This window comes from Alphaproteobacteria bacterium (assembly GCA_016699305.1).
Classification (GTDB): Bacteria; Pseudomonadota; Alphaproteobacteria.
The window spans coordinates 31,634-57,663 of record CP064970.1; the positions used below are offsets into that span (position 1 = coordinate 31,634).

The window sequence follows — 26,030 nt, forward strand, 5'->3', positions numbered from 1 at the left end:
TGCTGGCATGACGTCTCGATTGGAAGATAGCTGGGCGGAAGTGCAGCAAGGCTGGATTAGTTTGCTGCGCCGTCTGAAGCATTTAACCCCGCGCGGCCTGTTTGGTCGCGTCCTCTTGATCGTGATACTGCCCGTGGTGTTGGCGCAGGGCGTGGCGACCTATACTTTCTTCAGTGGGCATTGGGAAACCGTGACGCGCCGCTTGGCTTCGGCCATTGCGGGCGATTCCTGGATGATCGTGCAGGGCGTCGAGCGGGAGCGGGGCGATCCTCTAAGGGTTTCCGCCTTCTTGGAAGAGTCCTATCACGGCACCGAGATACGCGCCGAGTTGCGGCCAGAAGGCGCGATGGACCCGGCCCCCAATCTGACGCCTTCTCTGACGCGCCGTCTGATGGCCCAGGCCATGCGGCGGAAATTGGAAGAGCGGGATTTTTGGGTGGATTCGCAGTCCGATCCCGAACTGCTGCGCATGCAGGTCGCGCTGCGCGGCGGTGGGGCGTTGATGATGTCCTTGCCGCTTAAACGCTTGGTAACGCCCAGTAGCAACGCTTTTATCTTATGGATGCTGGGAAGCTCGTTGGGACTTTGTGCGATTGCCGTTCTTATGATGCGAAATCAGATCCGGCCTATTCATCGCCTGGCCGAAGTCGTGGAGCAATTCGGCAAGGGCAGGGACGTCCCCGGCTATCGTCCAGAGGGCGCATTAGAGGTGCGTCGCGCCGCCGTGGCATTCTTGCTGATGCGCGACAGGTTGCGCCGTCAGATGGCCCAGCGCACGGCGTTTCTGGCGGGGGTGTCGCATGATTTGCGTACCCCTTTGACCCGGATGCGGCTGCAATTGGCGCTATTGCCTGACAGCCAGGAAATTCAAGACATGGTGCGCGACATTGGCGAGATGGAGGCGATGGTCGAAGGATATCTGGCCTTCGCCCGCGATGAAGAGGACGAGCCGCGCGTTTATATCGATCTTGCGGAGCTATTGGCTGATCTGATCGAACAAGAAAACCGCACAGGCGGCGACGTGGCGTGGAGCCAGGGCGCACCGGCGGAGCCGTTCGGTTTGACGGCCCCGCCGCGCGCGCTGCGTCGGTGCCTGGGCAATCTGCTGGGGAACGCGGTGCGCTATGGGGGGCGTGTGCGTGTGGGGATGCAACGTCTGAACCAGACGGCGGGCGATACGTTGGAAGTGATGATCGATGATGACGGCCCCGGCATTCCTGCTGAGAAGCGCGAGGATGTGTTTCGGCCCTTCGTGCGTCTTGATCCGGCCCGACATGGCGGCGGTAACGGCAATGGAAATGGCATTGGTCTGGGCTTGACCGTCGCGCGCGATATCGCGCGGCGTCATGGGGGCGAAGTGACCTTGGGTGAGAGCCCCATGGGCGGACTGCGCGCCACGCTTCGCTTGCCGGTCTAATCATGAAAGAAGCATGGCCCGATCCCAAGAATTGGCTGGGTCACCCCGCCATGCAAGAGGCCCTGCCTTTGATTGTGGCGCTGGAATTGCTGGGAGAGCAGGCGCGATTCGTGGGTGGATGCGTGCGGGACGCCATTTTGGGACGACCTATTCGGGATGTCGATTTGGCGACCACGGCCCAACCCGCATGGGTGATGAATGTATTAAAGGAGCGCGGCTATCGCGTGGTTCCCACGGGTTTGCAGCATGGCACGGTCAGCGTGGTCTTGTCCGGCGGAACGGTAGAGATCACCACCTTGCGCCATGACGTGGAGACCGACGGTCGCCATGCCAAAGTGGCCTTCACGACCGACTGGGAGGCCGATGCTGCGCGGCGCGATTTGACCATCAACTCCATGTCGTTGGACCGTGACGGAAGACTGCATGATCCTTTCTGTGGTTTGCAGGACCTGCATGATGGCAAGGTGTGTTTTGTGGGCGATCCGCGCGGACGCATCACGGAAGACGTGCTGCGCATTTTGCGTTTCTTCCGCTTCCATGCCTGGTACGGCAAGGGCGATGCGGACGCGGAATCCGTTCTTGCCTGCGCCGAGTTGGCGCATTTGATTCCTCGGCTCTCCGCCGAGCGCATCACAAAGGAATGGCTGACTTTATTGGCCGCGCCGGACCCGTTGCCGTGTTGTCGGTTGATGCATGAGCGGGGCGTGTTGGCGCACTTCCTGCCCGAGATCGTGTCTTGCGACAGGCTCGCCGCCTTGATCCAGGTGTCGCGTGGCTATGACATTCAATGTCTTTCCTTGCTCCGCATGGCGGCATTGGTGCCGCCTGCATGCGATGTGCGGGTTTTGGCGCTGCGGATGAAATTCTCAGGGGCACAGACGCGCTATCTGGTCTCCGTTTGCCAAGATACGGCCCCGGCGCATGCCGATATGTCATGGCCCGATTTGCATCGATGCATCGACAGGCAAGGACGCGCGGCGACTCAAGGTCAGATGTTGTTGGCGGCAGCGGACGGCAAGGGCAGAGAAAAACTCAGCGCGGCAATGGATGAAGTCGCGGTCTGGGAAACCCCACCACGCCCCTATGATGGTCTTGACGCGCAAAGACTGGGCCTGACGCAGGGACAAGAATTAGGCAAAGTGATTCAAGAGATGGACGTCTGGTGGCAAGGCCAGGATTTTCAACCCGATCGCGCCGCATGTCTGGAGCATATGGAGCAGATCATCAAGGCTCGTTAGGTTCTTTCCTTCAATTTTGCTAGGAATTCGTCGCGCGCGCGGCCATTCCATTTGGCCATTCTCGGATCCATCACATGGGGCTGCGGTTTTGTGATGGACTGGAACACTTCTTCCAACGTGTCGGCTACGCTGTACAATTCTTTGTGGGTCGAATGCGCGAAACCGCATGTGATGACGTGATCGAACACCCCGAATAGGGGATCCCAATAACCGTTCACATTCCAAAAGACGATGGGCTTGTTGTGCAACAAAACCTGGCGCGCGGTCAGAACTTCCAAGATTTCGTCCATGGTACCAAAGCCGCCGGGCAGGGCGACGAAGGCATCGGCGCGTTGCATCATCTGGCTCTTGCGCGCCTGTAATCCGGACACGGCGTGAATCTCTCTTAAATGCGGGTGCACCGGCTCGCTATCACGAATTTCAAGCGGAACATACCCAACCACATGTCCGCCTGCGGCCAAAGCCGCATCGGCCATGATGCCCATCAGGCCGATGGCCGCGCCGCCATAGACCAGTTCGAATTGCCTCAAGGCCAATGCGCGCCCCATATCGGCGGCGGCTTGGCGGATTTGAGGGATATGGCCGTCACAAGAGGAGGCATACACACAGACCGAGCGCATTCCTCCTCCCATATTCATGTGCTTGTGGCTACTTTTTGCTGCTCTTGGTGACGGTGTTGGATGACGAGGTCGAAGAGGACGACTGGTCGGATGGATATGACTTGGATGATTCTCCACCTTTGCCGACGGCGCTTCTTAGGAACAACTCCAGATTCTTACCATTGGTCATCACGAGCGCCTTATCCTTGCCGACATCGGTCACTCGATAGTTGCGCCCATCCAGATTGAATTCGCCGCCGCGTCCAACGACCTGGACTTGACCTTGAGGGGTACGAATAATCGCCTGCTGGCTGATGATACCAATCAGTTCTATGTCGGCGGGCGGCAGATCTATATGGCTTGATGATATGGCTGGAATATGGTCAGCGACCTCGCTGACGGTAGAGATAGGCATGGATAGTGGTCCGGCAGTCCCGCTCTTGGAAGGCAAGGTGAGTGAGGTGTCGTCTCTGCCACTGCTTTTGTCTCGGTCGCTTCCGGATGAGCTGCTTCTGTCGTCGCTTGCTCCTGCAGACTTGCCACGCACAGGCATCACAACGAAAGAAGGCTGGCCTGTGTGCTGAATGATAAGGTCTGTCGACACATTGCCGCGGTTGCTGGGTTGCCAAACAAGGGTGATGGGGCAGGATTGCCCCGACTTCAATTCTTGCTTGACCTTGCAACCGCTTTCCAAGCGAGCCAAATCATGGTCCGATGCGACAAGGTCGATGCTTTCGATTACCAAGGGATCCTGCCCCCCATTGATCATCAAGGCCGTGCGCACGGCCTTGCCGATGTTAACTTCGACATCGCCAAAATCAATGGGGGAAATCGAAACGGAGCTGGGCGCTAAGCCGGGTATATCTGACGCCTTGCTGCTGAGCGTATTGCCCAGAACCTCACCGCGCGCGAAACGCGAAGGACCCGTGTGGTGCATCAGCACTTCGGCCGTCCACGGACCGCCATTGGTGGGTATGATCTCAAGAACCATCACGCAGCGGCCGTCTGGTGGCAATGAGCCGTTCTTGGTGCAATCGTCGCTGATGATCGTCGCTTTGATGTTGCCGTCTTTGTGCAGATCGACGCTTTTGATTTCGACCTTCTCGGTTCCCGAATTCACGAAGAACAAAGATGCGTTACGAGCTACGCCCAGATTGGTCTCTCCGATATCAACTTGGGTCGGCTCGGCGCGCACGGGCAGAGATTGCGGGTCAAAGTTACCCTTGTTGCGCGGGGCTACGAACGCAGCATCACGCTCTTTGGCCGGTACAGCCTGTGCCGTGGTCATGAAGATCAGTCCAGATAGACCCAGAACAATAAGGTAGCTAAGGTTCATAGGGATCTCCTGGCCGCAGCGGATTCGATACGGCTCCAAGAGCTGGCAAACCCATCTTGAAGCTTTTGCCCGGAAACCAGGCTTTGCGTGGAATGCGGTGAGGATGCGGCCACGGGCTTGATCTCCTGTGCCACCGGGCTGACCTCTTCGAGTTTAGGCTGCTCGTCGGAGAAGAACACCACCGAAGGCCGCACCAGGATGACCATTTCATTGTTCTGAATGATGTTGTTGGCATGAAAGGGCAAGACGCCCAGGACCGGGGCCATCAACCCGTCCCGGCCCGACTCATCGCGCGAGGACGTTATGCCGGCCAGAACCAGATTGTCGCCGGGACGGACGCGCAATACCGTGCTAATTTTTCGATCGGATGTCTCAGGCAATTGCAACGTGGTTTCGCCGTTTCTGATTTCTCGCAAAGCCACAAGATTGGTCAGGTTAAGATTAAGGCTGGCGAAGACAACGCCGCCTTCATAGGAGCCATTGGCTTTGATTGTCAGGCCGGTTTCCACCTTATCCGTTTGTACGGTGTTTTGACCGACATTTGAGCCGCTGGATCCCGAGACGGAGTTAGTAACCAACTGACCGACTTGTGAGACGTAGTGACGTGTGCCCCCAATCTTGAATTCGGCGGACGAGCCGGAAACGAAGGTCATCTGAGGGTTGCTGATGGTCTGCACGGTGCCTTGCGTGCCCAGGAACTGGGCCAGGAATTCGGCACTGAACTTGCCCCCAAAGACCGCGCCGAAATTGACGCCACTTTGGACCTTGCTGAGTGCTGAACTGGCAGACAAGGCCACTGTATCGTCCCCAAAGGTTTGGAATGCCTTGATCTTCAGGTTGTCCCAGTTGATGCCGCGTTGACGGCTGTCATCTAGCACCACTTCCCATACATAAAGCTGCAGCACCACCAGTGGGCGACCCTGACGCAGCTCGGTTAGATATTCTTTCACGCGCTGCTGCTGTTCGGAATCGGCGGTGTAGATCAAATAGCCTCCTGCACTGTCCACCTTGACTTCTTTATCGGTCAGACTGCCGATGGCATCGGCAATGGTGTTGCTCACCGCATTGCCCGATGATTCGGGGTTTACGGCTACGGGCGGCAACTCGATAATGAAAGTCTCGCGGTCTTTGATTTCCAATGTTCCTTGTCGATAGCTGCAATAGACTTTGGCGGCTTGGCATATCTTGTCCACGACATGAGGCAGGTTGCCCGATAGGTTGAAGATGGTGACGGTGCGATCATTGAATTCACCCGAAGGCCAGGACAGCGAAACGTCGGTTCCGGCTAAGACAGCCTGCAGGGCTGCAGCGATGGGAACGGAATTTAGGTTGGTGGAACCGATCACAGCCGTTGCTGGCAGACGATCCGCACGATCCATCATGCGTTCGCGTAGCGCTTTGCCGATCTGCAAGGTAACAACGGGAGGATTATCAGCTCCGCGCACATTTTGTTCCTTCGTGGGCACGACGGCAGCTTCCGGTTTGCGGAACTTCGACTCGTAGGTCTGCGTGGGTTCTGTACCGGTGCATGAAATCAGAACCAGCATCAGGCTCATTAATGCCAAAATATGTGGTTTGAGTAAGTACACGCCCGTCTCCTTTTGGCCTGAGTGAACACGGCCTAGGATCATGCTTTCACAGATTTGCATTGAGATTTGGTTAATTTTCGAAGACTATTCCATATGTGCTAGCAATGCTATATTGCAGTAAAATAACAGAAATCATACTTAATCTTGGGCTGGCTGCATGGTGTCGGCATTGAAACGTCTTAGGTTCATCTTATATCTTTGATCGTAGGCTTGTCTCAAACAGAAAGGAGGCGGGCTATGCGGGGGCGTCGTTGGGCTTTACTGGACGCGGCGGGGGCTGTGGTCTTTGGCGTGGTGGTCTCCTCTATGGCTATCGCGGGTGTTTCTTTCGCTCTTCCTGTATCAGCGGATACTGCCGTTCCCATGGCTCAATCGGAGAGTGCTGTGTTGGAACAGCAAGTGCGCGAAGGGTTGCCTTCTCAGTGGTCCGATCTGTTACGGCACGAGATCACGTCTTTCTATCAAAAACGCAATTTTGCTCCGGCATGGTTGAAGCAGAACAATGCAGCGGAAATGCTTGTCATGCGTCAATTAGCAGCCTCGGTACGCGAGGCTGTTTATGCCCAAGGCATGCGTGTGGGGCCGTATAATTTTGAGAATTTGCACACGCTAGCGGGGGATATAAAAGATGTCCGTCATCTGGCGGGGGCCGATGTCATGCTGACGGCTTTGGTCCTGCGCTATGCGCTTGAGGCGCGCGTTGGACAGATTAACCCTCGTCGTCTGCACAACAACGAATGGAGCGTGGATCCACCTGCCTATCCGGCCGCAGAGCGTTTGGCCGAGGCAGTGGATAAAGGGACGTTGTCTACTTTCTTATCCGAGGCTGCGCCAGCGAACCCCTCTTACATGGCCTTGCAGCATATGTTGGGGAGCTATCGTCAGTTTGCGCTACAGGGAGGGTGGGGTGTGGTAGCCGAAGGAGGCACACTCAAAAAGGATGGCCACGATCCTCGTGTCGCCCAGTTGCGCGCGCGTTTGGTGGCCGGTGGCGATTTGGTGCCGCCGCCGCCCATCGCGGTGTCTGAGAACACGGAGGCTCTCAAGGTTAAACCAGAAGAGATATTTGATGACACGGTTGAAGCGGCCGTTCGTCGTTTTCAAGTACGCCATGGGTTACCTGTGAGTGGACAGGTGGATAAATTTACCTTGGCGGCGCTGAATGTGCCCGTAGGTGATCGTATCGCTCAGATACAAGCGAATATGGAACGCTGGCGTTGGCAACCACGCGATCTGGGAATGCGGTATGTCGCCATCAATGCGGCATCCGCCACCTTACAATTGGTAGAAGAGGGCAAAGTAAGCTTGGAGTTGCCGGTGATCGTGGGCCGCCGCCATTCTCCTACGCCTTTTGTGACATCGGCCATCGACACGATTGTCATCAACCCTCCTTGGAATGTACCTCCTGCCATTGCGCGCAAGGAAATTCTGCCTAAACTAAGCCAGGACGAGGGTTATCTGGAACGCCACGGCTATGTCTGGCGTGAAAATGGCGGGTTGCAACAACGGCCAGGGGCTGGGAACAGTCTGGGCCGGGTGAAGTTTGATTTTGTCAGCCCATTCGGAGTGTATCTGCATGGAACCCCTGGGCGTAACTTATTCGCCCGCGCTGCGCGGACGCTGAGTCATGGGTGCGTGCGTTTGCGTGATCCGGAAGAATTGGCGGCCATCTTGCTAGGCGGAGAGCAGGAGGAAACGCAGGCCCATATCGACGAATTGATTGAGGCCGGAAGCACCAAACGCCTCTCACTTGATGTTAAAGTGCCGATCCATATTCAGTACTGGACGGCCCTTGTGGATGCTCAGGGCGCTTTGCATGTCCTGCCAGATGTGTATGGTCGGGACTCCAAACTGAATAAGGCTCTCAACGCCCTAGATCCTCCGGTCCCGTCTCAGCCGACCGATACCAAGGTCAGTCAGTTGCTGCCGGTACAAACCCCATAATCTGATTCAGAGACATTGCGATATGGGATGAAAATAAAAAATATCGAGTAGAGCCACTAGAGGCCCTTATAATTGTTATGTTACCGTCATGAATTGCCTGGTTGTGGGAGCCTCGTAGAGATATGGACACGGAACTTTTTAGCACCGACAGGCGCCGTCCTATATCATGGGCTGTTGTGCATAGAAAGCGTGACCCTTGCACACATTTTCTAGTTTTTGAACAAACTGATGGTGTTATTGGAATCAGCTCAGCATTGCGCTCATCTCTAAGCGATCTCATGACCATCGGTATTGCAGCAACGGCTTCAGGGTCGCTTTATTCGCTTCAAGGTATCCCTACCCCCGAAATTGTCAGGCTACTTTCGCCAGAGAGGATGGCCGGATGCGCCGTCAGCAATTTCTCTCCAGATTTGCCACCAAAGGTACCTTGCGGCGTTTTAACAGATTACAACATTCATCGTTTGGAAGATGGAAGCCTGGCCGTTAAGGGACAGCCTTTTTATCCTGGAATGGATGACGAGCAGCTTCCTTTATATGAACGCATTGATTCTCCTGCTAATCCCAGTCAGATGTGGGTGAAGACCCAAAAGGGGTTGGTGTTTCTACTGGGAATGCAGGCATGGGATCGTGGGCAGGATAGTAAAGATTATGGCCATTATGTGGATGCAGTCCTAAGCGTATTGAACCAAAATAAGCATGAAGTTTTACCCACGGAAGAGGATGTCAAATACACATACTGGGTTCGATCATTTGCACATGCCTTTCACAATAGGGATGATCTGGATGCTTCGGCCTCATCGGCTTTGAATATGTCCTGGTTTCAGCACGTCGCCGAGGCCATCCCGGGCAATAAGTCGCTTCATAAAGCCTTCTTTGATGATGTGGCAACGTTCGCGCGTGCGGCCTTGCAAAATGGCACGACGACCCATTGCATGAATATCGGCGGTCGCCAGCGCGCGGTGCGTTTTAAGCTTTACCTCAGTCTGAACTGCGATGATCCCTTGGATTATCTAGCCAAGAATAGCCAGTGCGTGTCGTCTTTATTGGAAAATCTGTGCAAGACGGATCCGGCTTTGAATTGGGAATGTAATATTTCCGGGAAAGCACCTCCCAAGCGCGGGGTCGATGATATTGTGATCCATTTCGATGATCCATCTTATGCGGCGCAGATCATCCGTAGTGTTCAAGGCAGTGGTCTACCAATCAGGAATCGTGAAGCCATGAATCGCGATTGGCTGGGTGTGGATGAACATGTCGAAGGGGGCCAGCCTCAGAGCCATATGGAACTATTGGCGGCCCGAATGATGCAGATTCTTTCCAAGCGCCAACATATGCTGATGTTCTTACGTCATCATGACAGGCCGCAAGAATTCACCCGCCAGGTTTTGGGTAGCGTGGTGGCTTTGAGCGTCAATCGTCAGCAAGCGTTTATACGCCAGGCCTTTGGCCCTCAGCATTATGACAGTCTGGTCAGTGACCCGCTGTTGTTGCCAAGGCTTCCTACACCCCCATATGATCCGAATGCAACCGTGGTACAGTCTAGTCGTGGCGGGTTAAAGGCGGCTATCACGCGTCTAAGCCAAGCATATCGTTTCGGATAAATCGTCTGGCGATCTGCCCACGTCAATCCGCTTTCAGGAGGCGGCTTGATCTGCTATCAATACCCGTCTTGAATTCCTTCATCTGTTGTGGGGCGCGTGATGGCTTCTCCTGCCGAGCAGTTGGCTGCGGCCAATATCTGGGGCGTGTTTTCTAAGGCGACGGAGCTGAAAAGGCGTCTGTGGTTCACCTTGGGCGCATTGGTCATCTATCGCCTTGGCACTTATATCCCCACGCCGGGTATTGATCCGAATGTGTTGTCGCAGATATTCGCCCAGCACCGTGGCGGCATCTTGGGCATGTTCGACATGTTCTCGGGCGGTGCCTTGGGGCGCATGACCATCTTTGCCTTGAACATCATGCCTTACATCTCGGCATCCATCATCATCCAGCTTTTGACGGCGGTGATGCCCACGCTGGAAACCTTGAAGAAGGAAGGCGAGTCGGGCCGCAAGAAACTGAACCAATACACGCGCTATCTGACCGTCGTTCTGGCCGTGGTGCAGGCCTATGGCATCGCTGTGGGGCTTGAGGGAATGAATGCGGCTGGCGTGTCGGTGGTCATGGATCCTGGCTTCTTCTTCCGGTTAACCACGGTCATCACGCTGACGGGCGGTACGGTGTTTCTGATGTGGCTGGGTGAGCAGATTACGGCGCGCGGCATTGGCAACGGCATTTCGCTGATCATCTTTTCGGGCATTGTCGCGAATCTGCCTTTGGCCTTTGCCAATCTGTTGGAATTGGGACGCACGGGGGCAGTATCGGGACTGTATATCGTCTTTATGCTGTTGTTGGTGGTGGCTGTGGTGGCGTTCGTGGTGTTCATGGAACGCGCGCAGCGCCGAATCTTGGTGCAATATCCCAAACGCCAAGTCGGTATGCGCATGTTCGGCGGCGACTCGTCGCATCTGCCGCTCAAGCTGAACACGGCGGGTGTCATTCCCCCGATCTTCGCCAGCTCGCTTTTGCTGCTGCCGTTGACTTTGGTCGGTTTCTCTAGCCAGGGGGGAGATCAAGGGCCGGGATGGGCGCAATGGTTCATGACCTATTTCGGCCATGGCAAGCCTATGTTCATGATGGCTTATGCTTTCTTGATCGTGTTCTTCTCGTTCTTCTACACGGCGATCGTGTTTAACCCCGAGGAGACGGCCGAGAATCTGCGCAAGAATGGCGGTTTTGTTCCTGGCATCCGTCCGGGCAAGAACACCATGGACTACTTCGACTATGTTCTGACCCGTCTGACGGTTCTGGGCGCGGCCTATCTGACCGCGGTGTGTCTGTTGCCTGAGATATTGACGGCGCAAAATACGCTGCCTTTCTATTTCGGCGGCACCAGTCTGTTGATCGTCGTATCGGTGACCATGGACACCGTGGCGCAGATCCACGCACATCTACTGGCGCACCAATATGAAGGCTTGCTGAAAAAGGCCAAGCTGCGCGGCAACAAGAACTAGGGTCTAGGTCGTGTCGGTGGGCGTGATGGATATCATTCTCTTTGGTCCGCCTGGCGCGGGCAAGGGAACTCAAGCTGGCTTGTTGCAGCAACGCCTGGGATTGTTGCCCATATCGACGGGCGCTTTGCTTCGCGCGCGCGCGGCCATAAGCGACGAACTGGGGCAGGAATTAGAGGCTATTATAAGCCGTGGCGAATTGGTGCCCGACGGCATGACGGTAGGAATTCTGCGTGAAAGACTAAACGAGGACGATTGCGCGCGCGGCGTGATCTTTGACGGCTTTCCTCGCACGCAGCAGCAGGCCGAGATATTAGATGAGATGCTGGCCGACATGGATCGACCTTTGCGGGCCGTGGTGCATATGCAAGTGAACGATGACATATTGATCGACCGCATTTCAGGGCGCTTTTCCTGTGCCCAATGTGGCCAGACCTATCACGATCGCTTGATGCCGACAAAGGTGGCAGGTGTGTGCGATTCCTGTGGGAGTGACAAGTTTACGCGCCGCAGCGATGACAATCCCGACACCATGCGTGTCCGTTTGGCGGCTTTCAACCAGCAGACACGGCCTCTTCTTGCGTATTATGAAAACAGTGGACTGCTCAAGACCATCGATGGCCTCGCCTCTGTCGAAGAGGTGACACGCCAATTGATGCAGGCGATTGATGTGAAGACCTGCTAGGAATCACGAATACATATCGTTTTCTTATAGTTTTATTCTGAACCCCAGCGCCTTCGGCCAGGGCAGGAGATGGACTCCCGCTTTCGCAGGCGGGTATCCATCACCTGTCGCTTACGCTGATGCTGAATCGCAGAATCCTTATCTCAATCACAAATGATATTGTCATGCCGCCGTTCGATCACGTCTTGTTAGCTGGAGGAAGATGTCTTCCAGATCCGATTCCCGTGATGTTAGGTCGGTGATCTCGATCCCGGCGGCGCGCACGGCGTCCAGTAAAATGCCGATAGGCTGGCGGCTGGGCTGATAGCGCAGGGTTATTTGGCGCGGCGATTCTTGCGTCATGCCCAGTTTGGTCAAAGAGGGTGGCAAGGTCGCCATGTCCTGGGCCAAGGTCAGGCGCACTTCCTTGGAGTCCAAGCGGCGCAGTAGATCGACCTTGCTTTCCGAGGCTACTAAATGGCCGTGATTGATGATGGCGATGTGGTCGCACAGCTCCTCGGCCTCTTCCAAATAATGTGTGGTCAGTAGCACGGTCGTGCCTTGCGCGTTCAGCTTGCGCACATAGGCCCATAGGGTTTGGCGTAGCTCGACATCCACTCCAGCCGTGGGTTCGTCCAGAACAAGGACGGGTGGGTTATGCACCAGGGCCTTGGCCACCATCAACCGCCGTCGCATGCCGCCCGAAAGCGAGCGGGAAGCATCGGGAAGCTTGTCGGATAGGCCGAAAATATCCAGCAGTTCCAATGTTCGCCTTTGGTTTTTCGGCACGCCGTAAAGCCCGGCCTGCATTTCCAGAATCTCGCGCGGTGAGAAGAACGGGTCCAGAACCAGTTCTTGCGGTACCACGCCGATGCTGCGCCGAGCCTGACGCGGGTTCTTGGACACTTCATAGCCGCAGATATGGGCGGTGCCTGATGTCTTGCGAACCAGGCCGGCCAAGATATTGATCAAGGTAGATTTGCCCGCGCCGTTGGGACCAAGCAAAGCAAACAGACTGCCTTGCGGGACTTCCAGATCAATGCCGCATAAGGCTTCCTTGGCGTGCGCGCGGCCACGTGGCGGGTAGGTTTTGCGCAGACCGCGCAAAAGCAGGGCAGGGGAGCTATCGGTTGGAAAGGTCATCAGTTTTGTCCTGGGATACGAGCTTGCTTGGACCTGCGTATCATGACGCAAGCGTCAGGGATGCGCCAGAAAAATGGGCTGGGCGATGTGGCAGGCATGCGCTAGGTTAGACGCGAGAACACCAACCAAGGGGCACGGATATGAAGGCAGTTCACATGGCTCGCACCGGTCTTTTTCTGGCGGCGGCGGTGATGCTGTCGGCCTGCGTCACATTCGGCGGCGCGGAATCCGAAACGCCTCGCGAACGCGCAGCTGGCGCGCGCGGCCCGGTCGGTGAATGTATGGCCGCATGTGACCGTTCTTATGGCGTGTGTATGGATGCCGGCGCCAGTGGCCGCCGTACCGAAAACCTGCCCAGCATGAGCGGCGGCGCGGTATGCGATCGGTCCTTGCAATCGTGTCGGAAAGATTGCCGCTGACGGTCTACTACCGCAACAGCGCGGATACCCATTTAGGTCCGCACCCAAGGCGACCACATCACCAATTGCCCGAGACGAATCTGCCATCTGCGGCGGAATCGGAGAGAGATGAAGCGTTGTTTCATCCTCGATCCTCGTATCTGTATAGAATCTCGATGAGCAAAAATTTGAATTTTCTCTATCTATGATCTCAATGTAATTGTATTGATATCATAGATAACTTCATATGTATTGTTATTTATATGTAATTCTTATGAATGCCATCGTATTATCATAGTAATGATTATATTATCGTGGGGGCATTGTTTTATAAAACATTCATATTACATTTCTGTTTACTCGGACGATTTTCGTTCAAGCAGGCATATTCTTTATTCGATGAGGTGAACTATGACAAATGCAGAATCCAGCCCGAATGTGGCTTCCGCCAGCACCCCTGTGAAACCCGAAATGGCCGCCGGTGACAAGCAGGCGATCATGAAGGAAATCGGGACGAAATGGGACAAGTTTTCTGAACCTGAGCTGTCGGCGATCAAGGGCAAGGATGATCTTATTGCCCAGCTCTCGGCCAAATATCACATGGATCGAGTGGTCGCTCAGCGTGATGTCGATGCCTTACTGAAGGGCCGCCATATCTAATAAAAAAGTTCCTTTATCGAGGCCGTATGACCAAGCGGCTTCGATAAAGGTTCAGGATTTCTTGCACTGAACGCTCGATGCTCATGGAACACAAAGAGAGGATGCGACATGCGAATGACACGCCTTTGGCGAAATCTTTTGTTGGCCTTCACCCTGAGCGTCTCTGCGGCGGGATGCGCTGCGGTGGCCGGGCGGGAGACGGCTGGCGAATATGTTGACGATGCGACCATCTCAACAAAAGTGAAGGCATCCATCATCAACGAATTGGGGATGAAGCAAATCGGCGTTGAGACGATGCAGAACGTCGTTCAACTCAGCGGCTTTGTCGATTCTCCGCAAATCAAGGTCAGGGCGGGAGAACTCGCGCGCAACGTATCTGGCGTCCAGAGCGTTAAGAACAACCTGATCGTCCGCTAACGTCGTGCGGAGTCTCACTCAAGGGAGGTTGCTATGAGTCTTGGAAGCATTCTGATCCTTATCCTGCTGCTGATGCTGATCGGCGTTTTACCCACCTGGCCACATAGCAGAAATTGGGGATATTATCCCAGCAGCGGCTTGGGTCTTGTCCTTATCGTCATCCTTGTGTTGCTTTTGCTGGGGCGAATATAGCCCGAGCTAACGTCACATGATGGGCTGACGAAATCCGACGATTCCCTGTTTTCCTACCACCGCAGCAGCGCGGATCCCCAGGTGAAGCCCGCGCCCATGGCCACCAGCATCACCAATTGCCCGGGCTGAAGCCGGCCATCTTCGGCGGCGACGGTCAGAGCCAAGGGAATGGAGGCGGCCGAGCAATTGGCGTGCTGATCGATGGTGACCACCACGCGATCCATCGGCAGCCCAAGGCGCTCTGCCAGAGTTTCGATGATGCGGCGATTGGCTTGATGCGGCACCAGCCAATCTAGGGATTCGCCCGTCAGGCCGTGTGCCGCGAGGGTCTCTTCGATCACCTCGCCCATGCGGGTGACGGCGTGGCGAAAGACCTCGCGTCCTTGCATGCGCACATGTCCCGCCGTTCCCGTGCTGCCAGGCCCGCCATCGGCGCGCAGCAGGTCATAACCGCGTCCATCGCTGTGCAGATGGGTGGAAAGAATGCCGCGCGGTTTGGCCTCCGTTGCGGCATGGTCCTGGGCTTCCAGAAGCACTGCGCCTGCGCCGTCGCCAAACAACACGCAGGTACCGCGATCCTGCCAGTCCAGCAGACGCGAAAACACCTCGGCCCCGATCACCAGCACGCGGCGTGCCTGACCCAGACGAATGAAGTTGTCGGCCAGTGACAGGGCATAGACAAAGCCCGAACAGACCGCCTGCACGTCAAAGGCAAAGCCGCCTTCCATGCCCAGCAAAGCCTGGACCCGGGCGGCGGTGGCCGGGAATGTATTATCGGGCGTGGCGGTGGCCAAGATGATGGCGTCCACATCGGCGGACGAACGTCCGGCCTTGGCCAGGGCGGCCCGAGCCGCTCGAGCGGCCAGATGCGAGGTCATCTCGCCCTCGGCTGCCATATAACGCTGACGAATGCCGGTGCGCGTGACGATCCATTCATCGTCCGTTTCCACCCCCCGGCGCATCAGTTCTTGGTTGCTTACGCACGAATCGGGGAGGGCGTGGCCCCAGCCGGCGATAACGGATATGGGCCCTGAAGAGGCGACGAAATTCACGAAGCGTTGGCCCTGAGGGTGTCGCTTGTATCGTCGCCATTGGCGGCGACCGATGCGGCGGCGTTCGCCTCTACGTTTTGTCCATTGTGGTGCTTGTCTACCTCATGCGCGATCAGGCTGTTAAAGCCGCCTTCGCATAGATCGGCGGCCACGCCGATGGCGTTGGCAAAACCGAAAGCGTCCGTGCCGCCGTGGCTTTTCACGCACACGCCGCCAAGGCCCAGCAACATGGCCCCGTTATAGCGGCGCGGGTCCACCCGCGCGCGCAGTCGGGCAAAGGCGCGACGCGCCAGGAAATAGCCCAGCTTGGCCGTCAAGGACGAACGGAAAGTCTGACGCAGGAATTCGGAATAGAGCTTGGACGTGCCCTCGATGGCTTTGAGCAGGACATTGCCGGTAAAGCCATCCGTGACCACCACATCGGCGTCGCCCACCGCGATGCCGTCGCCTTCGATGAAGCCGACAAATTCGCCCGGCAAGGAGGCGCGGGCGCGCAAGTCGGCGGCCGCCGTGCGCAATTCCTCATGCCCCTTCATTTCCTCGGTACCCACGTTTAAGACGGCGATACGCGGCTTTTCCACGCCCAAAACCAAGCGCGAGAAAATGGCACCCATCAGTGCGAATTGTACCAGATTATCCGCGCCGCAGACCAGATTGGCGCCAAGGTCCAGGATCACCACATCGCCTTTTTGCCGCGTGGGCAGAAAGGTGGCAATGGCCGGTCGATCAATGCCGGGCAGGGTTTTAAGCGAGAATTTGGCCAGAGCCATCAACGCACCGGTATTCCCCGCCGAAACGGCTCCCGCCGCCTCGCCTGCCGCCACGGCATCCAATGCCAGGCGCATGCTGGATTGCCGTCCTTGTCGCAAAGCCATGGACGGCTTCATTCCAGAGGCGATGGCCTGGTCGGTATGACGGATGGTGCAGGCGGCGCAAAACGCCTCAGATCCCTTTAAAAGGGGCTTAATACGCGCTTCGTCACCGAAGATCAGGAATCGCAGATAAGGCTGGCGCTCATGCGCCAGGGCTGCGCCTGCCAACACCATATCGGGGGCACGGTCGCCCCCCATGGCATCCAAGGCAAGAATCAGAGGAGGATGGCTCACGCGGATTCACCGTCCTTGGGCAAGACCATATGGCAAAAGGAGTTTAGAAAAGGCCACGACTGTTAGGCCGCCGCCGTTTCGCCACCCTCATTCGCGTTGCTAAAGACCTGGCGCTTGCTGTAATGGCCACAAGCCTTGCACACATGATGCGGCAGGCAGGGCACGCCGCAATTCTCGCACTCGCCATAGGTCGCGGGCTTAATCGCGTGGTGAGAGCGACGCATGTTGCGCGCCGATTTGGATGTCTTTTTCTTTGGAACTGCCATGATACCTGCCTCCGGACACGATCACTCACGCCACTTGGCCACCGCTTTTAGTGGCGACGCATGGCGCAAAAGAGAAACCCTGTCCCTCTCCGGTTAAACCGTCAAGGGACCAGATTGTTTAGCCAAAGAACGAACCCAATGCAAGGCTTGCATGCGGGCCGGTGTTCGGCTCCCTGAATGGGTCAGAATTAACCTTCTTTTTTGGCCTCGCCGTGACATCCCGCGCCGGGTGAGCAGCAACCACCTTCGGAGTTCCCCGCGCTTTCTTCTGTCGAACAGCATCCGCCCTTGCCGCCCTCGGACGAGCAACAGCCTTTGCCTGATCGACAGGCGCAGCCCTGCGATGCGGAAGCCGTCAACATCAGGCTAGGCCCCATGAACAAGCCCTTGGCGATGAAGTACAAGGCAAAGCCCACCCAAAGGCCTTTTTCAGCCCCGTCATGAAGCACAGAAAACAGCACCACCCCAGCGGCGGCGAATGCAAACAGCATCGACAAAACGCCCATGCCTTTGCCGCAACAACATCCTTTTTTCATGACGGTTTCTCCTGTCGTAAGCTAAGCCAACCCATTCTGGGCGATATATCGCGCCAGTTCAAGCGGATAGACACGCCTATGCGTGGCCAGACCTGTCTCACATCTGCTTGGTCGCGGACATCACATCCTAAGTTTGCTATATTGTTCCGGTATTGTCTCGTAAACCGGGGCTACGGTACCCTCGCATGACAGATGTGCCACTTGCGATAGGGCATAACCGGATTAGATTGGTCAATGACCGTTGAACATGGGGACAAGATGCTATGAATCCCGAACGTTATACCGAGCGCGTACAATCCCTGATGCAGGCGGCGCAGATGCTGACTTTGCGGCATCGGCATCAGCGCATTCAGGGCGAGCATCTTTTGAAGGCCATGATGGAAGATCGGGACGGCCTGGTGACAGGTCTTATCCGCGCGGCGGGCGGGAACCCACAGGCGGTGGACGCCGAATTGGATGCCCAACTGGCCAAACTGCCCAAAATCCTGGACGCCTCGCCCGGTGCCGACCGGATCTATATGGATCCCGAATTGGCGCGAGTCTTGATGGAGGCCGAGTCCCTAGCACAAAAGAGCGGCGAGCAATATGTGACGCTTGAACGTGTGTTGCAGGCCTTGGCGGCTCTACCTCCTACGAACGGCGTAACGCAGGCTTTCAAGGCGGGCGGCATATCGCCTGACAATTTGACGGCGGCGATAGAACGCCTGCGCGCGGGACATGCGGCCGACTCGCCCGGCGCGGAAGGCGGCTATGACGCCCTTAAAAAATACACCCGCGATCTGACCGAAGCGGCGCGTAGCGGCAAGCTGGACCCGGTGATAGGTCGGGACGAAGAAATCCGCCGCACCATCCAGGTCTTGGCGCGGCGCACAAAAAACAATCCGGTCCTTATCGGCGAACCCGGTGTAGGCAAAACAGCTATCGTCGAGGGGCTGGCCCAGCGCATCGTGAAGGGCGACGTTCCCGAAGGCCTCAAGAAAAAGCGCGTTCTGGTCCTGGACCTGGGCGGCTTGGTGGCCGGTGCCAAGTTTCGCGGCGAGTTCGAAGAAAGGCTTAAAGCCCTGCTGCACGAAGTCTCGGCGGCGGCGGGCGAGGTGGTGCTGTTCATCGACGAGCTTCACATGCTGGTCGGCGCGGGCCGCGCCGATGGCAGCATGGACGCTTCGAATATGCTCAAGCCCGCTTTGGCGCGCGGCGAGTTGCACTGCATCGGCGCGACGACATTGGACGAATACCGCGAGCGCATCGAAAAGGACGCCGCCCTGGCGCGGCGTTTCCAGCCCGTCTATGTCAGCCAGCCCACGGTGGAAGACACCATCTCCATTTTGCGCGGACTGAAGGAGCGATACGAGCTGCATCACGGCGTACGCATCACTGACGGCGCGTTGGTGGCCGCCGCCACGCTATCGAACCGCTATATCGCCCAGCGTTTCCTGCCCGACAAAGCCATCGATCTTGTGGACGAGGCTTCGGCGCGTTTGCGCATGGAGGTGGACAGCAAGCCCGAAGCCGTGGACGAGATGGATCGGCGCATCATTCAGTTAAAGATCGAGCGCGAGGCTCTGCGCAAGGAAACCGATTCCGCCTCCCATGATCGCTTGGCAAAGCTGGAAAAGGAATTATCCGCCTTGGAAGAGGAATCGGGTGCCCTGACCGCCCGATGGCAGGCGGAGAAGCAGACTTTGACCGACGCGCAAAAGGCCAAGGAGCGTCTGGATCATGCGCGCGTCGAACTGGAACAGACTCAGCGCGACGGCAATTGGACCCGCGCGGGCGAGTTGACCTATGGCGTCATCCCCGAACTGGAACGTCAAGCCCAAGAGGCCGGGGAAAAAGGCAGCGAACGCCTGCTGAAGCAGGAAGTGCGCGAAGGCGATATCGCCGCCGTGGTCAGTCGATGGACCGGGATTCCTGTCGAACGCATGTTGACCGGCGAACGCGAGAAGCTTTTGAACATGGAGCAGGCCCTGCATCGCCGTGTCATCGGCCAGGACGAAGCCGTCTCGGCCGTCAGCCATGCCGTGCGCCGCTCTCGCGCCGGAATACAAGACCCCAACCGTCCTTTGGGTTCCTTCCTTTTCCTGGGCCCCACGGGCGTGGGCAAGACCGAGTTGGCGCGCGCCCTGGCCGCCTTTTTATTCGACGACGAAGCCGCCATGCAGCGCATCGACATGTCCGAATACATGGAGAAACATGCCGTGTCGCGGCTGATCGGCGCGCCGCCTGGTTATGTCGGCTATGAGGAAGGCGGCGCACTGACCGAATCGGTGCGGCGGCGTCCTTATCAAGTGATCCTGTTCGACGAAGTGGAAAAGGCGCATCCAGACGTCTTTAACGTCCTGCTGCAAGTGCTGGATGACGGACGCCTCACCGACGGCCAAGGCCGCACGGTGGATTTCCGCAACACGCTGATCATCATGACGTCCAATCTGGGATCGGATGTCCTATCGCACCACACGCATGACGACGAAAGCGTCGCGGTGCGTGAAAAGGTCATGGAAGCGGTGCGTGGGCATTTCCGCCCCGAATTCCTCAATCGCCTCGACGAGATCCTTATTTTTCATCGTCTGTCGCGTGAGAATATGGGTGCCATCGTCGATGTCCAATTGCAACGCCTGTCCGCCTTGCTGTCCGATCGGAAAATCACGCTGGATGTCACGCCTTCGGCCCGTTCTTGGCTGGCCGAGACCTGTTATGATCCGGTCTATGGCGCGCGTCCCTTGAAACGAGTCATTCAGCGTGTCTTGCAAAACCCCCTGGCCGAGGCCCTACTGGCCGGCACCATCCATGACGGCCAAACCGTGCGCGTCGCGCCCAACCACGATAACGACGGCCTCGATCTGGAGCCGCTGGAAATCAATGGGGATGCAGCGAGGTAGCACTGGAATAGACGGGAAGTTAACAAGGGAGATCACAAACCAGATTCACTCCTTTGCCTTACCTTCATCTTCTAGAGCCGCCTCGCTGCCTCATTGAGATTGGCCGCGCATCGGCTCTGTACAGGCATATCGCTGTTTGGTAAGTTGTATGCGTTAGGATTTAAAAAGTCGGAGCCATACACGGCGATGGAAGAAGCTGGTTATACCCCACCCCCTGCGTGCTGTGCATCGGCGTTTAAATTAGGCACTCAATCAGGCATAGCCATTGGGCCGATCCTGTTCATCGTGGCGATTCTGGCCGTCTTGGCTGCTGCCATTGCGGCGGGGTCGGGTTCGTTCCATGGCGATACTTCCACCGTCGGCGCCAAGGCCCAGGCATCCGCCATTCTCGAATATGCCGATGAGGTGAAATTCGCCGTGGATAGGGTATTGGCAAAGGGCTGCACCGATACGCAAGTCAGCTTTGAAAACCCTTTTGTCAGCGGCTATACAAATTCAAATGCCCCGTCTGATAAATCCTGCCATGTCTTTGATGTCAATGGCGGCGGTATTTCATATAAATATCCGCCACCACAAGTATTGGATGCAAGTCTTTCTGGATATACGGGTTATGGACAATACTTTTTCACGAGCACGCTATCTGTTAAAGGTATTGGGAATGGTCAAACAACAACATCATTAATTATGATGATGCCATTTTTAAAGAAAGAAGTAGCAAATAGTATAAACAAGTATAGTAATGTGATAGGAAATCTAGAGGTTAATGCATTGTGTAACTTTGCATACGTTCCTGGTAACTACTTCACGGGATCTTATTACCCTCCATGCAGCGGCACATTCGATGGAAATGGGGATGCTGCTCAACAATATGGAACCCATGTTACGGCTAATGTTGCTGGTCATACATCAGGATGCATAACAAACCAGTTTGGCCCATTATCTGAATCAAATTGTTTCAAAGTTCTTATTGTGCGTTGATTCGTGAATATTTCCGCTCGTTTATTCGAAGACGGAAGACCACTGAGAGGGACGTTTCGCCATGCCTATGGCAATTAGGCATCAAATTCATCTTATCTCACAATCCGTCCGATAACTTGTCGCACGTCTCCAAAAACGACAATGCCCGAGACGACAAGCATCTCGGGCATTGGGATAGCCAAATTCAAGCCATACAGTTCCCGTTGCCGGGAGCGCCGTATAAGGCTTAGGCGGTGGCGGCGGCCTTGAGCTTCGACAAGGCGCGGATCTTCACTCGCACGCTGGCGGGCTTAGCATCTGCCTTCATCATCTCACCCGTGGCCGGATTGCGGATCAGCGTTCCCGCCTTGCGCGCCGGAACCTTGCGCAAAGTCACTTTCAATAAACCGGGCAAAGTGAACTCACCCACACCACGCGGGTGTACGGAGCCTAGCAACACGCTTTCGAGCGTGTTGAAGACGCCCAGGGCGGTCTTGCGAGGAATCTCGTTCTGCTCGGCAATCAGGTTGATCAGCGCCGATTTGGTCAAAGTCTCTTTGACCGGACGAACGGGCGCGGGTTCTGACTTGGTGGGCTGCTTCTTCGTAACCATCGTTTTCTCCGAGTTGAGATGAGACACGAACCGTGATTCGGAACCCCATTAGTAACACACAGATTTATCGATGACCATATGGTAAACACCACCATCCCGTGATCTTGAGAGGGGCAGGAGAGGGCGGGGAGCCTGGGCTGCGTCCGGCCAAATTCGCGGGCATGGCCGCCTTCCGCCGCGCCTGGCCACCAAAGCCCAGAATAAGGATGAAAAATCCGTCATCCCCCTCCGCCCATGGGACTTACATTTTTAGAGCGATCAGCAAACATCCCAGCGCCAGCATGGCGAAAGCGCCCAATTTGCGCATGATGCTGGTGCGATCCATCGATTCGCGCAGATCATGGCCCTTATCCTTACGGATCAATATCCAGCTGAACAACAGCACGAACAGGGGTTGAAGCGCGGAGACGGCCACCACCAAGGTGGCGGGCGCGACGGACAAGGCATAAATGACAAGAGCATTGGCACATAAGGTCAATGCGGCATCGGCCGTCACGATGTGCCAGTTGCGGCGAAAGGCGGGCCATTCCTGCAAAGGGTGGCGTCCGCGCGGCCATATCAAGAACAGCACCATCATGGCCGCGCCCAACAGACGCGACCAAAACAACAGGCTCAGCCAATCGACATGGCGACTTGTCATGCGCGTCAGCACAATGGCGATCGATACCAAGAAAGCCGCCAGAATCACATATCCCAGAGACGATAACTGTTTTAATTTCATGCCTGGACGCCAGATCAGCAATAAACTGCCCGCCACGATGATGCTAAAGCCCAGATACGCGCCACCGGGCAGATGCTCACCGATCAGGAACCAGGCCAAGACCGGCACGAAGATGCGGCCCAGGGAATACAAGGCCGTGACGGTGGACGTGTCCTCTACACGAAAAGCCATGTAATAGGGCAGCAGATAGATGGTGTCGAAGAATGCGACCAGCAGGATCAAAAACCAGACCCCCCAGCTGCCCGGCACAAACGGCAAGCCGCCTACCATGGACCAAGGCAAAAAGACGACCAGCAGGCATGCTGTATAGAAAACCGGCGAGAATCCGTACCGGAACACCCGATTGGCCAGGAATGAGTCGACGATATTCGCATAAGCGAACATCGCGCGCCCCAACAGGGCGCATACATACCAAGGAATGATCAGAGCGCTCATCAGACGCGATTATGTGCGGCTTGGACGATGGCTATAAACTCCGATGCTTTCAAGCTGGCTCCCCCCACCAAGGCCCCGTCCACGTCATCCAGGGCCAAAATGGCTGCCGCGTTGTCGGGCTTGACGGAGCCGCCATACAGGATCCGCATATCCGCGCCCAATGCCCCCAACGTGTCACGAATGGCCCGATGAATGGCGGCGATTTCCTCCAAGCTTGGGGTCAGTCCCGTGCCGATGGCCCAGACAGGCTCATAGGCGATCACGGTGTTCAAGGCCGTCGCGCCGCTGGGCAGCGATTCGGATAGATGCTGTTCGACCACCGCGCGCGACGATCCGGCGCGATACTGCGCCTCGGTCTCGCCCACGCAGATGATAGGAATAAGGCCTACGGCTTGGGCCGCCGCCGCCTTGGCCGCGACCAGGGCCGATGTCTCGCCATGCAAACTGCGTCGTTCGGAATGCCCCACAATGACATGGCTGCATCCGATATCCATTAGCATCGTTGCCGAAACATCGCCTGTATAGGCACCTTGAACCTTATCGGAACAATCCTGCGCGCCCAGATGTAAATCCGATCCGGCGCTAAGCTGCCCCACTGTCAGTAGATGAGGAAATGGTGCGCAGACAACGGTTTGAGGGCCATCTGCCTGCGTTTTTGGCAAGTTTTCCATCACTTCCTTGGTCAAGGAAGCAGCCGAGGAGAAGGTGCCATGCATCTTCCAGTTTCCTGCCACAATCGGGCGGCGCGCGGTCATCGGTAAAATCCTTGTTGCCGTGAACGGATGGCGCATTATTATCACGCCCAGTTCCGGGTTCCAATGGTTCCCGGATTCGTCGTCTATCCAAGGTGCCTTTCCATGCTTCGATCCATGCGCGTGATGACGCAATCCAACATCTTCAAGGCTCTGCTGATCCTGATTGTGGCCAGCTTTGCCCTATGGGGGGTAGGAGACACGCTGCGCAATCGCTCCAAGGAAAAGCCAGTGGTGGAAATCGGTCCCGATTCGATCACCCGCGCCGACCTAGAGACCAATTTTCGCCGTGACCTGATGATGCTGCGTCAGCGCACCGGAGAAACCGTCAACGAAGATGCCGCTCGCGCGCAAGGTCTGCTGGACGACACGTTAGAGCGGTTGATCAATCAATCCGTCCTGGACCTAGAGGCCGATCGGCTTGGGCTGCAAGCGGGGCAGGATGTGGCCCTGTTGCGTCTTAGCCGCTTTGGCGAGATGCGCAATCCCGATGGAACGCTCAACCGTCCCATGTTCGAACAAATGCTGCGAAACTTGGGCATGTCGCCCCAACAATTCTTGAGCGACGAATTGCACGATATGACGCGCGCCTTGATTCTAACTTCGGTGCAATACGGTCTTCGCGCCCCTGAAAGCCTGACGCGGATGATGTATCAGGCACAAAATGAGCGCCGGGTGATGGAAGTCCTGCTCCTGGACGCCAATGCCATGTCGCCACCGGCCGATCCCGATGCCGCGACATTAGAGTCTTATTACAAGGAGCATGAGGACCGTTTCATGCGGCCCGAAATGCGCGCCATTCATGTGGCGCGTCTGGTCAGCGACGATCTGGCCAAGGACGTGAAGGTCAATGAGGAAGACATCAAGACCGCTTATGAAGGCAAAGCCGATTCGGCCAGCGAGCCGGAACGGCGCAACATCTTGCAAGTCACCGCAACCGATCAGGCCCAGGCCGAGCGCGTGTCCAAGGCCGCGCGTGCGGGCGGCAATCTGGTGGCTGCGGCGTTAGCCGAAAAGCTGGACGCGGTGCCTGTACAACGCGCCGCTGAAGGCGACGTGCCGCCCGAGCTGGCCCCTGCGGCCTTCTCGCAATCCAAGGGCGAGATCAGCGACGTGTTGCCCAGTCCCTTAGGTTTCCATGTGCTGCAAGTGACCGAGATCATCCCCTCGCGCCGCCCTACACTCGAAGAAATGCGCGAAGAAATCGTCAATAGCCTGAAGCAGGAAATGGCGTCGCAAAAGATGGACTCCGTGGTGGCTAAGCTGGAAGATGCCGCCGCTGCCGGTAAACCTTTCGAGGAAACCGCCCGTCAGCTTGGTTTTCGCGTCATGGCGGCTCCAGCCATCACGGCCCAAGGACTGGGACCGGACGGCAAGGCCGTTGATGGGCTGGGCGATATCGGATTGCCGGTCGCGGAGTCGGCTTTTGGTCTCCTGCAGGGCCAAACCAGCACGGCGGTGGACCTGCCCGATGGCAGCGTTGCTTTGGTGCATGTGGACTCCATCGCCACCATGAGCGTACCGCCGTTGGCCGAGGTGAAATCCAAGGTCGTCGAATCCTGGAAGGAAACCCAGAAAACCCAGCAGGCCCGCACACGCGCCATGCAGTTGACCGAATCGTTCCGTCAGGGCACGCCGCTTGACGGCTTTCCCGCCGAGCCTGGCTTGCGTAAGCTGACCACTCAGCCGCTTTCGGCCAAGGACCCCATCCAAGATACCGGACTATCCGCCGATGTCTTCGCGCGGGCCTTCACCTTGAATGTGGGTCAAGTTACGGATGGCGCTTCGCCCTTGGGCTGGGCCTTGGTGCGCTTGAAAGACATCCGCCCGGTCAGCGATGCCGAGGCCAATCACTCGGCCCAGGAACTGCGCGAACAGGTCAATCGGCAATTGACCGAATCCGTCCTTCAGCAATTCTTGTTAGAGCTGAAGCACCGCCAGAAAATCCTGATCAACACGGATGTGCTGAAGCCGCTCTATGGGCCTGCGTCGGCATCGTAGCCAGCAGGAATACATTGCATGCGCGGCGCGTTTGCCGTAAACATGCGGCAGCTGCGGCCGTCAGG

At 56.7% G+C, this 26,030-nt stretch carries 24 protein-coding genes; 13 read left to right on the top strand and 11 right to left on the bottom strand.

Translation table 11 applies throughout. The features are described 5' to 3' along the window. The first annotated feature begins 7 nt into the window (after nt 1-7). Nucleotides 8-1,417, top strand: a complete 1,410-nt coding sequence (locus IPI58_00200) for a two-component sensor histidine kinase (protein ID QQR69152.1) — start codon at nt 8-10, stop codon at nt 1,415-1,417. A 2-nt stretch (nt 1,418-1,419) separates the two neighbouring features. After that, nucleotides 1,420-2,655, top strand: coding sequence for a CCA tRNA nucleotidyltransferase (locus IPI58_00205; protein ID QQR69153.1), 1,236 nt, complete (start codon nt 1,420-1,422; stop codon nt 2,653-2,655). On the opposite strand, the gene IPI58_00210 is transcribed toward IPI58_00205, so the two are convergent. The 3 genes from IPI58_00210 to IPI58_00220 are packed head-to-tail and all read right to left on the bottom strand — an operon-like array spanning nt 2,652 to nt 6,179. Further along, the gene (locus IPI58_00210) at nt 2,652-3,275 is read right to left on the bottom strand and encodes a TIGR00730 family Rossman fold protein (protein ID QQR69977.1); all 624 of its coding nucleotides are present in this window, start codon (nt 3,273-3,275) and stop codon (nt 2,652-2,654) included. The genes IPI58_00205 and IPI58_00210 overlap by 4 nt on opposite strands. Nucleotides 3,276-3,303: 28 nt before the next feature. Further along, nucleotides 3,304-4,590, bottom strand: a complete 1,287-nt coding sequence (locus IPI58_00215) for a hypothetical protein (GenBank protein QQR69154.1) — start codon at nt 4,588-4,590, stop codon at nt 3,304-3,306. Next, entirely contained in the window at nt 4,587-6,179 is a 1,593-nt protein-coding gene (locus IPI58_00220) for a hypothetical protein (GenBank protein ID QQR69155.1), read from the bottom strand. The genes IPI58_00215 and IPI58_00220 overlap by 4 nt, the downstream gene beginning before the upstream one ends. A 237-nt stretch (nt 6,180-6,416) precedes the next feature. On the opposite strand from IPI58_00220, the gene IPI58_00225 reads away from it, so the two are divergent. The 4 genes from IPI58_00225 to IPI58_00240 all read left to right on the top strand — a co-directional run bounded on the left by IPI58_00225 (nt 6,417) and on the right by IPI58_00240 (nt 11,858). Continuing rightward, on the top strand, nt 6,417-8,123 hold the full coding sequence (locus tag IPI58_00225) for a L,D-transpeptidase family protein (GenBank protein ID QQR69156.1): 1,707 nt from the start codon (nt 6,417-6,419) through the stop codon (nt 8,121-8,123). Nucleotides 8,124-8,245: 122 nt separating this feature from the next. Continuing rightward, a complete protein-coding gene (locus IPI58_00230; protein QQR69157.1) occupies nt 8,246-9,724 on the top strand; it encodes a hypothetical protein in 1,479 nt (492 codons plus the stop codon). A 99-nt stretch (nt 9,725-9,823) separates the two neighbouring features. Further along, the gene (gene secY / locus IPI58_00235; GenBank protein ID QQR69158.1) at nt 9,824-11,176 is read left to right on the top strand and encodes a preprotein translocase subunit SecY; all 1,353 of its coding nucleotides are present in this window, start codon (nt 9,824-9,826) and stop codon (nt 11,174-11,176) included. A gap of 25 nt (nt 11,177-11,201) precedes the next feature. Further along, the gene (locus tag IPI58_00240) at nt 11,202-11,858 is read left to right on the top strand and encodes an adenylate kinase (GenBank protein QQR69159.1); all 657 of its coding nucleotides are present in this window, start codon (nt 11,202-11,204) and stop codon (nt 11,856-11,858) included. 162 nt (nt 11,859-12,020) lie between these two features. Here the strand turns inward: IPI58_00240 and IPI58_00245 are convergent, their stop codons facing one another. Beyond that, the gene (locus tag IPI58_00245) at nt 12,021-12,980 is read right to left on the bottom strand and encodes an ABC transporter ATP-binding protein (GenBank protein ID QQR69160.1); all 960 of its coding nucleotides are present in this window, start codon (nt 12,978-12,980) and stop codon (nt 12,021-12,023) included. 155 nt (nt 12,981-13,135) lie between these two features. Between IPI58_00245 and IPI58_00250 the strand changes: the two genes are divergently transcribed. The 4 genes from IPI58_00250 to IPI58_00265 all read left to right on the top strand — a co-directional run bounded on the left by IPI58_00250 (nt 13,136) and on the right by IPI58_00265 (nt 14,647). Then, entirely contained in the window at nt 13,136-13,399 is a 264-nt protein-coding gene (locus IPI58_00250) for a hypothetical protein (GenBank protein ID QQR69161.1), read from the top strand. A gap of 450 nt (nt 13,400-13,849) precedes the next feature. After that, nucleotides 13,850-14,038: a hypothetical protein gene (locus IPI58_00255; protein QQR69978.1), complete on the top strand. Its 189-nt coding sequence runs from the start codon at nt 13,850-13,852 to the stop codon at nt 14,036-14,038. A gap of 114 nt (nt 14,039-14,152) precedes the next feature. Next, the gene (locus IPI58_00260; GenBank protein ID QQR69162.1) at nt 14,153-14,455 is read left to right on the top strand and encodes a BON domain-containing protein; all 303 of its coding nucleotides are present in this window, start codon (nt 14,153-14,155) and stop codon (nt 14,453-14,455) included. A gap of 33 nt (nt 14,456-14,488) precedes the next feature. Then, nucleotides 14,489-14,647 (top strand): DUF3309 domain-containing protein, encoded by a 159-nt coding sequence (locus IPI58_00265; GenBank protein QQR69163.1) that lies wholly within the window; start codon nt 14,489-14,491, stop codon nt 14,645-14,647. A gap of 53 nt (nt 14,648-14,700) precedes the next feature. On the opposite strand, the gene IPI58_00270 is transcribed toward IPI58_00265, so the two are convergent. The 4 genes from IPI58_00270 to IPI58_00285 form a co-directional block, all read right to left on the bottom strand. Further along, entirely contained in the window at nt 14,701-15,672 is a 972-nt protein-coding gene (locus tag IPI58_00270; protein ID QQR69979.1) for a ketoacyl-ACP synthase III, read from the bottom strand. Between the two features lie 23 nt (nt 15,673-15,695). Then, nucleotides 15,696-16,769 (bottom strand): phosphate acyltransferase PlsX, encoded by a 1,074-nt coding sequence (gene plsX, locus IPI58_00275; GenBank protein QQR69980.1) that lies wholly within the window; start codon nt 16,767-16,769, stop codon nt 15,696-15,698. A 98-nt stretch (nt 16,770-16,867) separates the two neighbouring features. Beyond that, the gene (rpmF, locus tag IPI58_00280; GenBank protein QQR69164.1) at nt 16,868-17,071 is read right to left on the bottom strand and encodes a 50S ribosomal protein L32; all 204 of its coding nucleotides are present in this window, start codon (nt 17,069-17,071) and stop codon (nt 16,868-16,870) included. 188 nt (nt 17,072-17,259) lie between these two features. Next, complete coding sequence (locus IPI58_00285; GenBank protein ID QQR69165.1) at nt 17,260-17,607, bottom strand: hypothetical protein; 348 nt, start codon at nt 17,605-17,607, stop codon at nt 17,260-17,262. Between the two features lie 263 nt (nt 17,608-17,870). Between IPI58_00285 and clpB the strand changes: the two genes are divergently transcribed. Together clpB and IPI58_00295 are read left to right on the top strand one after the other, a co-directional pair. Next, nucleotides 17,871-20,486, top strand: coding sequence for an ATP-dependent chaperone ClpB (clpB, locus tag IPI58_00290; protein QQR69166.1), 2,616 nt, complete (start codon nt 17,871-17,873; stop codon nt 20,484-20,486). Nucleotides 20,487-20,672: 186 nt separating this feature from the next. After that, nucleotides 20,673-21,464: a hypothetical protein gene (locus IPI58_00295; protein QQR69167.1), complete on the top strand. Its 792-nt coding sequence runs from the start codon at nt 20,673-20,675 to the stop codon at nt 21,462-21,464. 226 nt (nt 21,465-21,690) lie between these two features. Here the strand turns inward: IPI58_00295 and IPI58_00300 are convergent, their stop codons facing one another. The 3 genes from IPI58_00300 to IPI58_00310 all read right to left on the bottom strand — a co-directional run bounded on the left by IPI58_00300 (nt 21,691) and on the right by IPI58_00310 (nt 23,967). Then, a complete protein-coding gene (locus IPI58_00300) occupies nt 21,691-22,056 on the bottom strand; it encodes an HU family DNA-binding protein (GenBank protein QQR69168.1) in 366 nt (121 codons plus the stop codon). 241 nt (nt 22,057-22,297) lie between these two features. After that, nucleotides 22,298-23,212: an EamA family transporter gene (locus IPI58_00305; protein ID QQR69169.1), complete on the bottom strand. Its 915-nt coding sequence runs from the start codon at nt 23,210-23,212 to the stop codon at nt 22,298-22,300. Beyond that, complete coding sequence (locus IPI58_00310; protein ID QQR69170.1) at nt 23,212-23,967, bottom strand: triose-phosphate isomerase; 756 nt, start codon at nt 23,965-23,967, stop codon at nt 23,212-23,214. The genes IPI58_00305 and IPI58_00310 overlap by 1 nt, the downstream gene beginning before the upstream one ends. A gap of 102 nt (nt 23,968-24,069) precedes the next feature. On the opposite strand from IPI58_00310, the gene IPI58_00315 reads away from it, so the two are divergent. Beyond that, complete coding sequence (locus IPI58_00315) at nt 24,070-25,965, top strand: peptidyl-prolyl cis-trans isomerase (GenBank protein ID QQR69171.1); 1,896 nt, start codon at nt 24,070-24,072, stop codon at nt 25,963-25,965. Nucleotides 25,966-26,030: the final 65 nt, after the last annotated feature.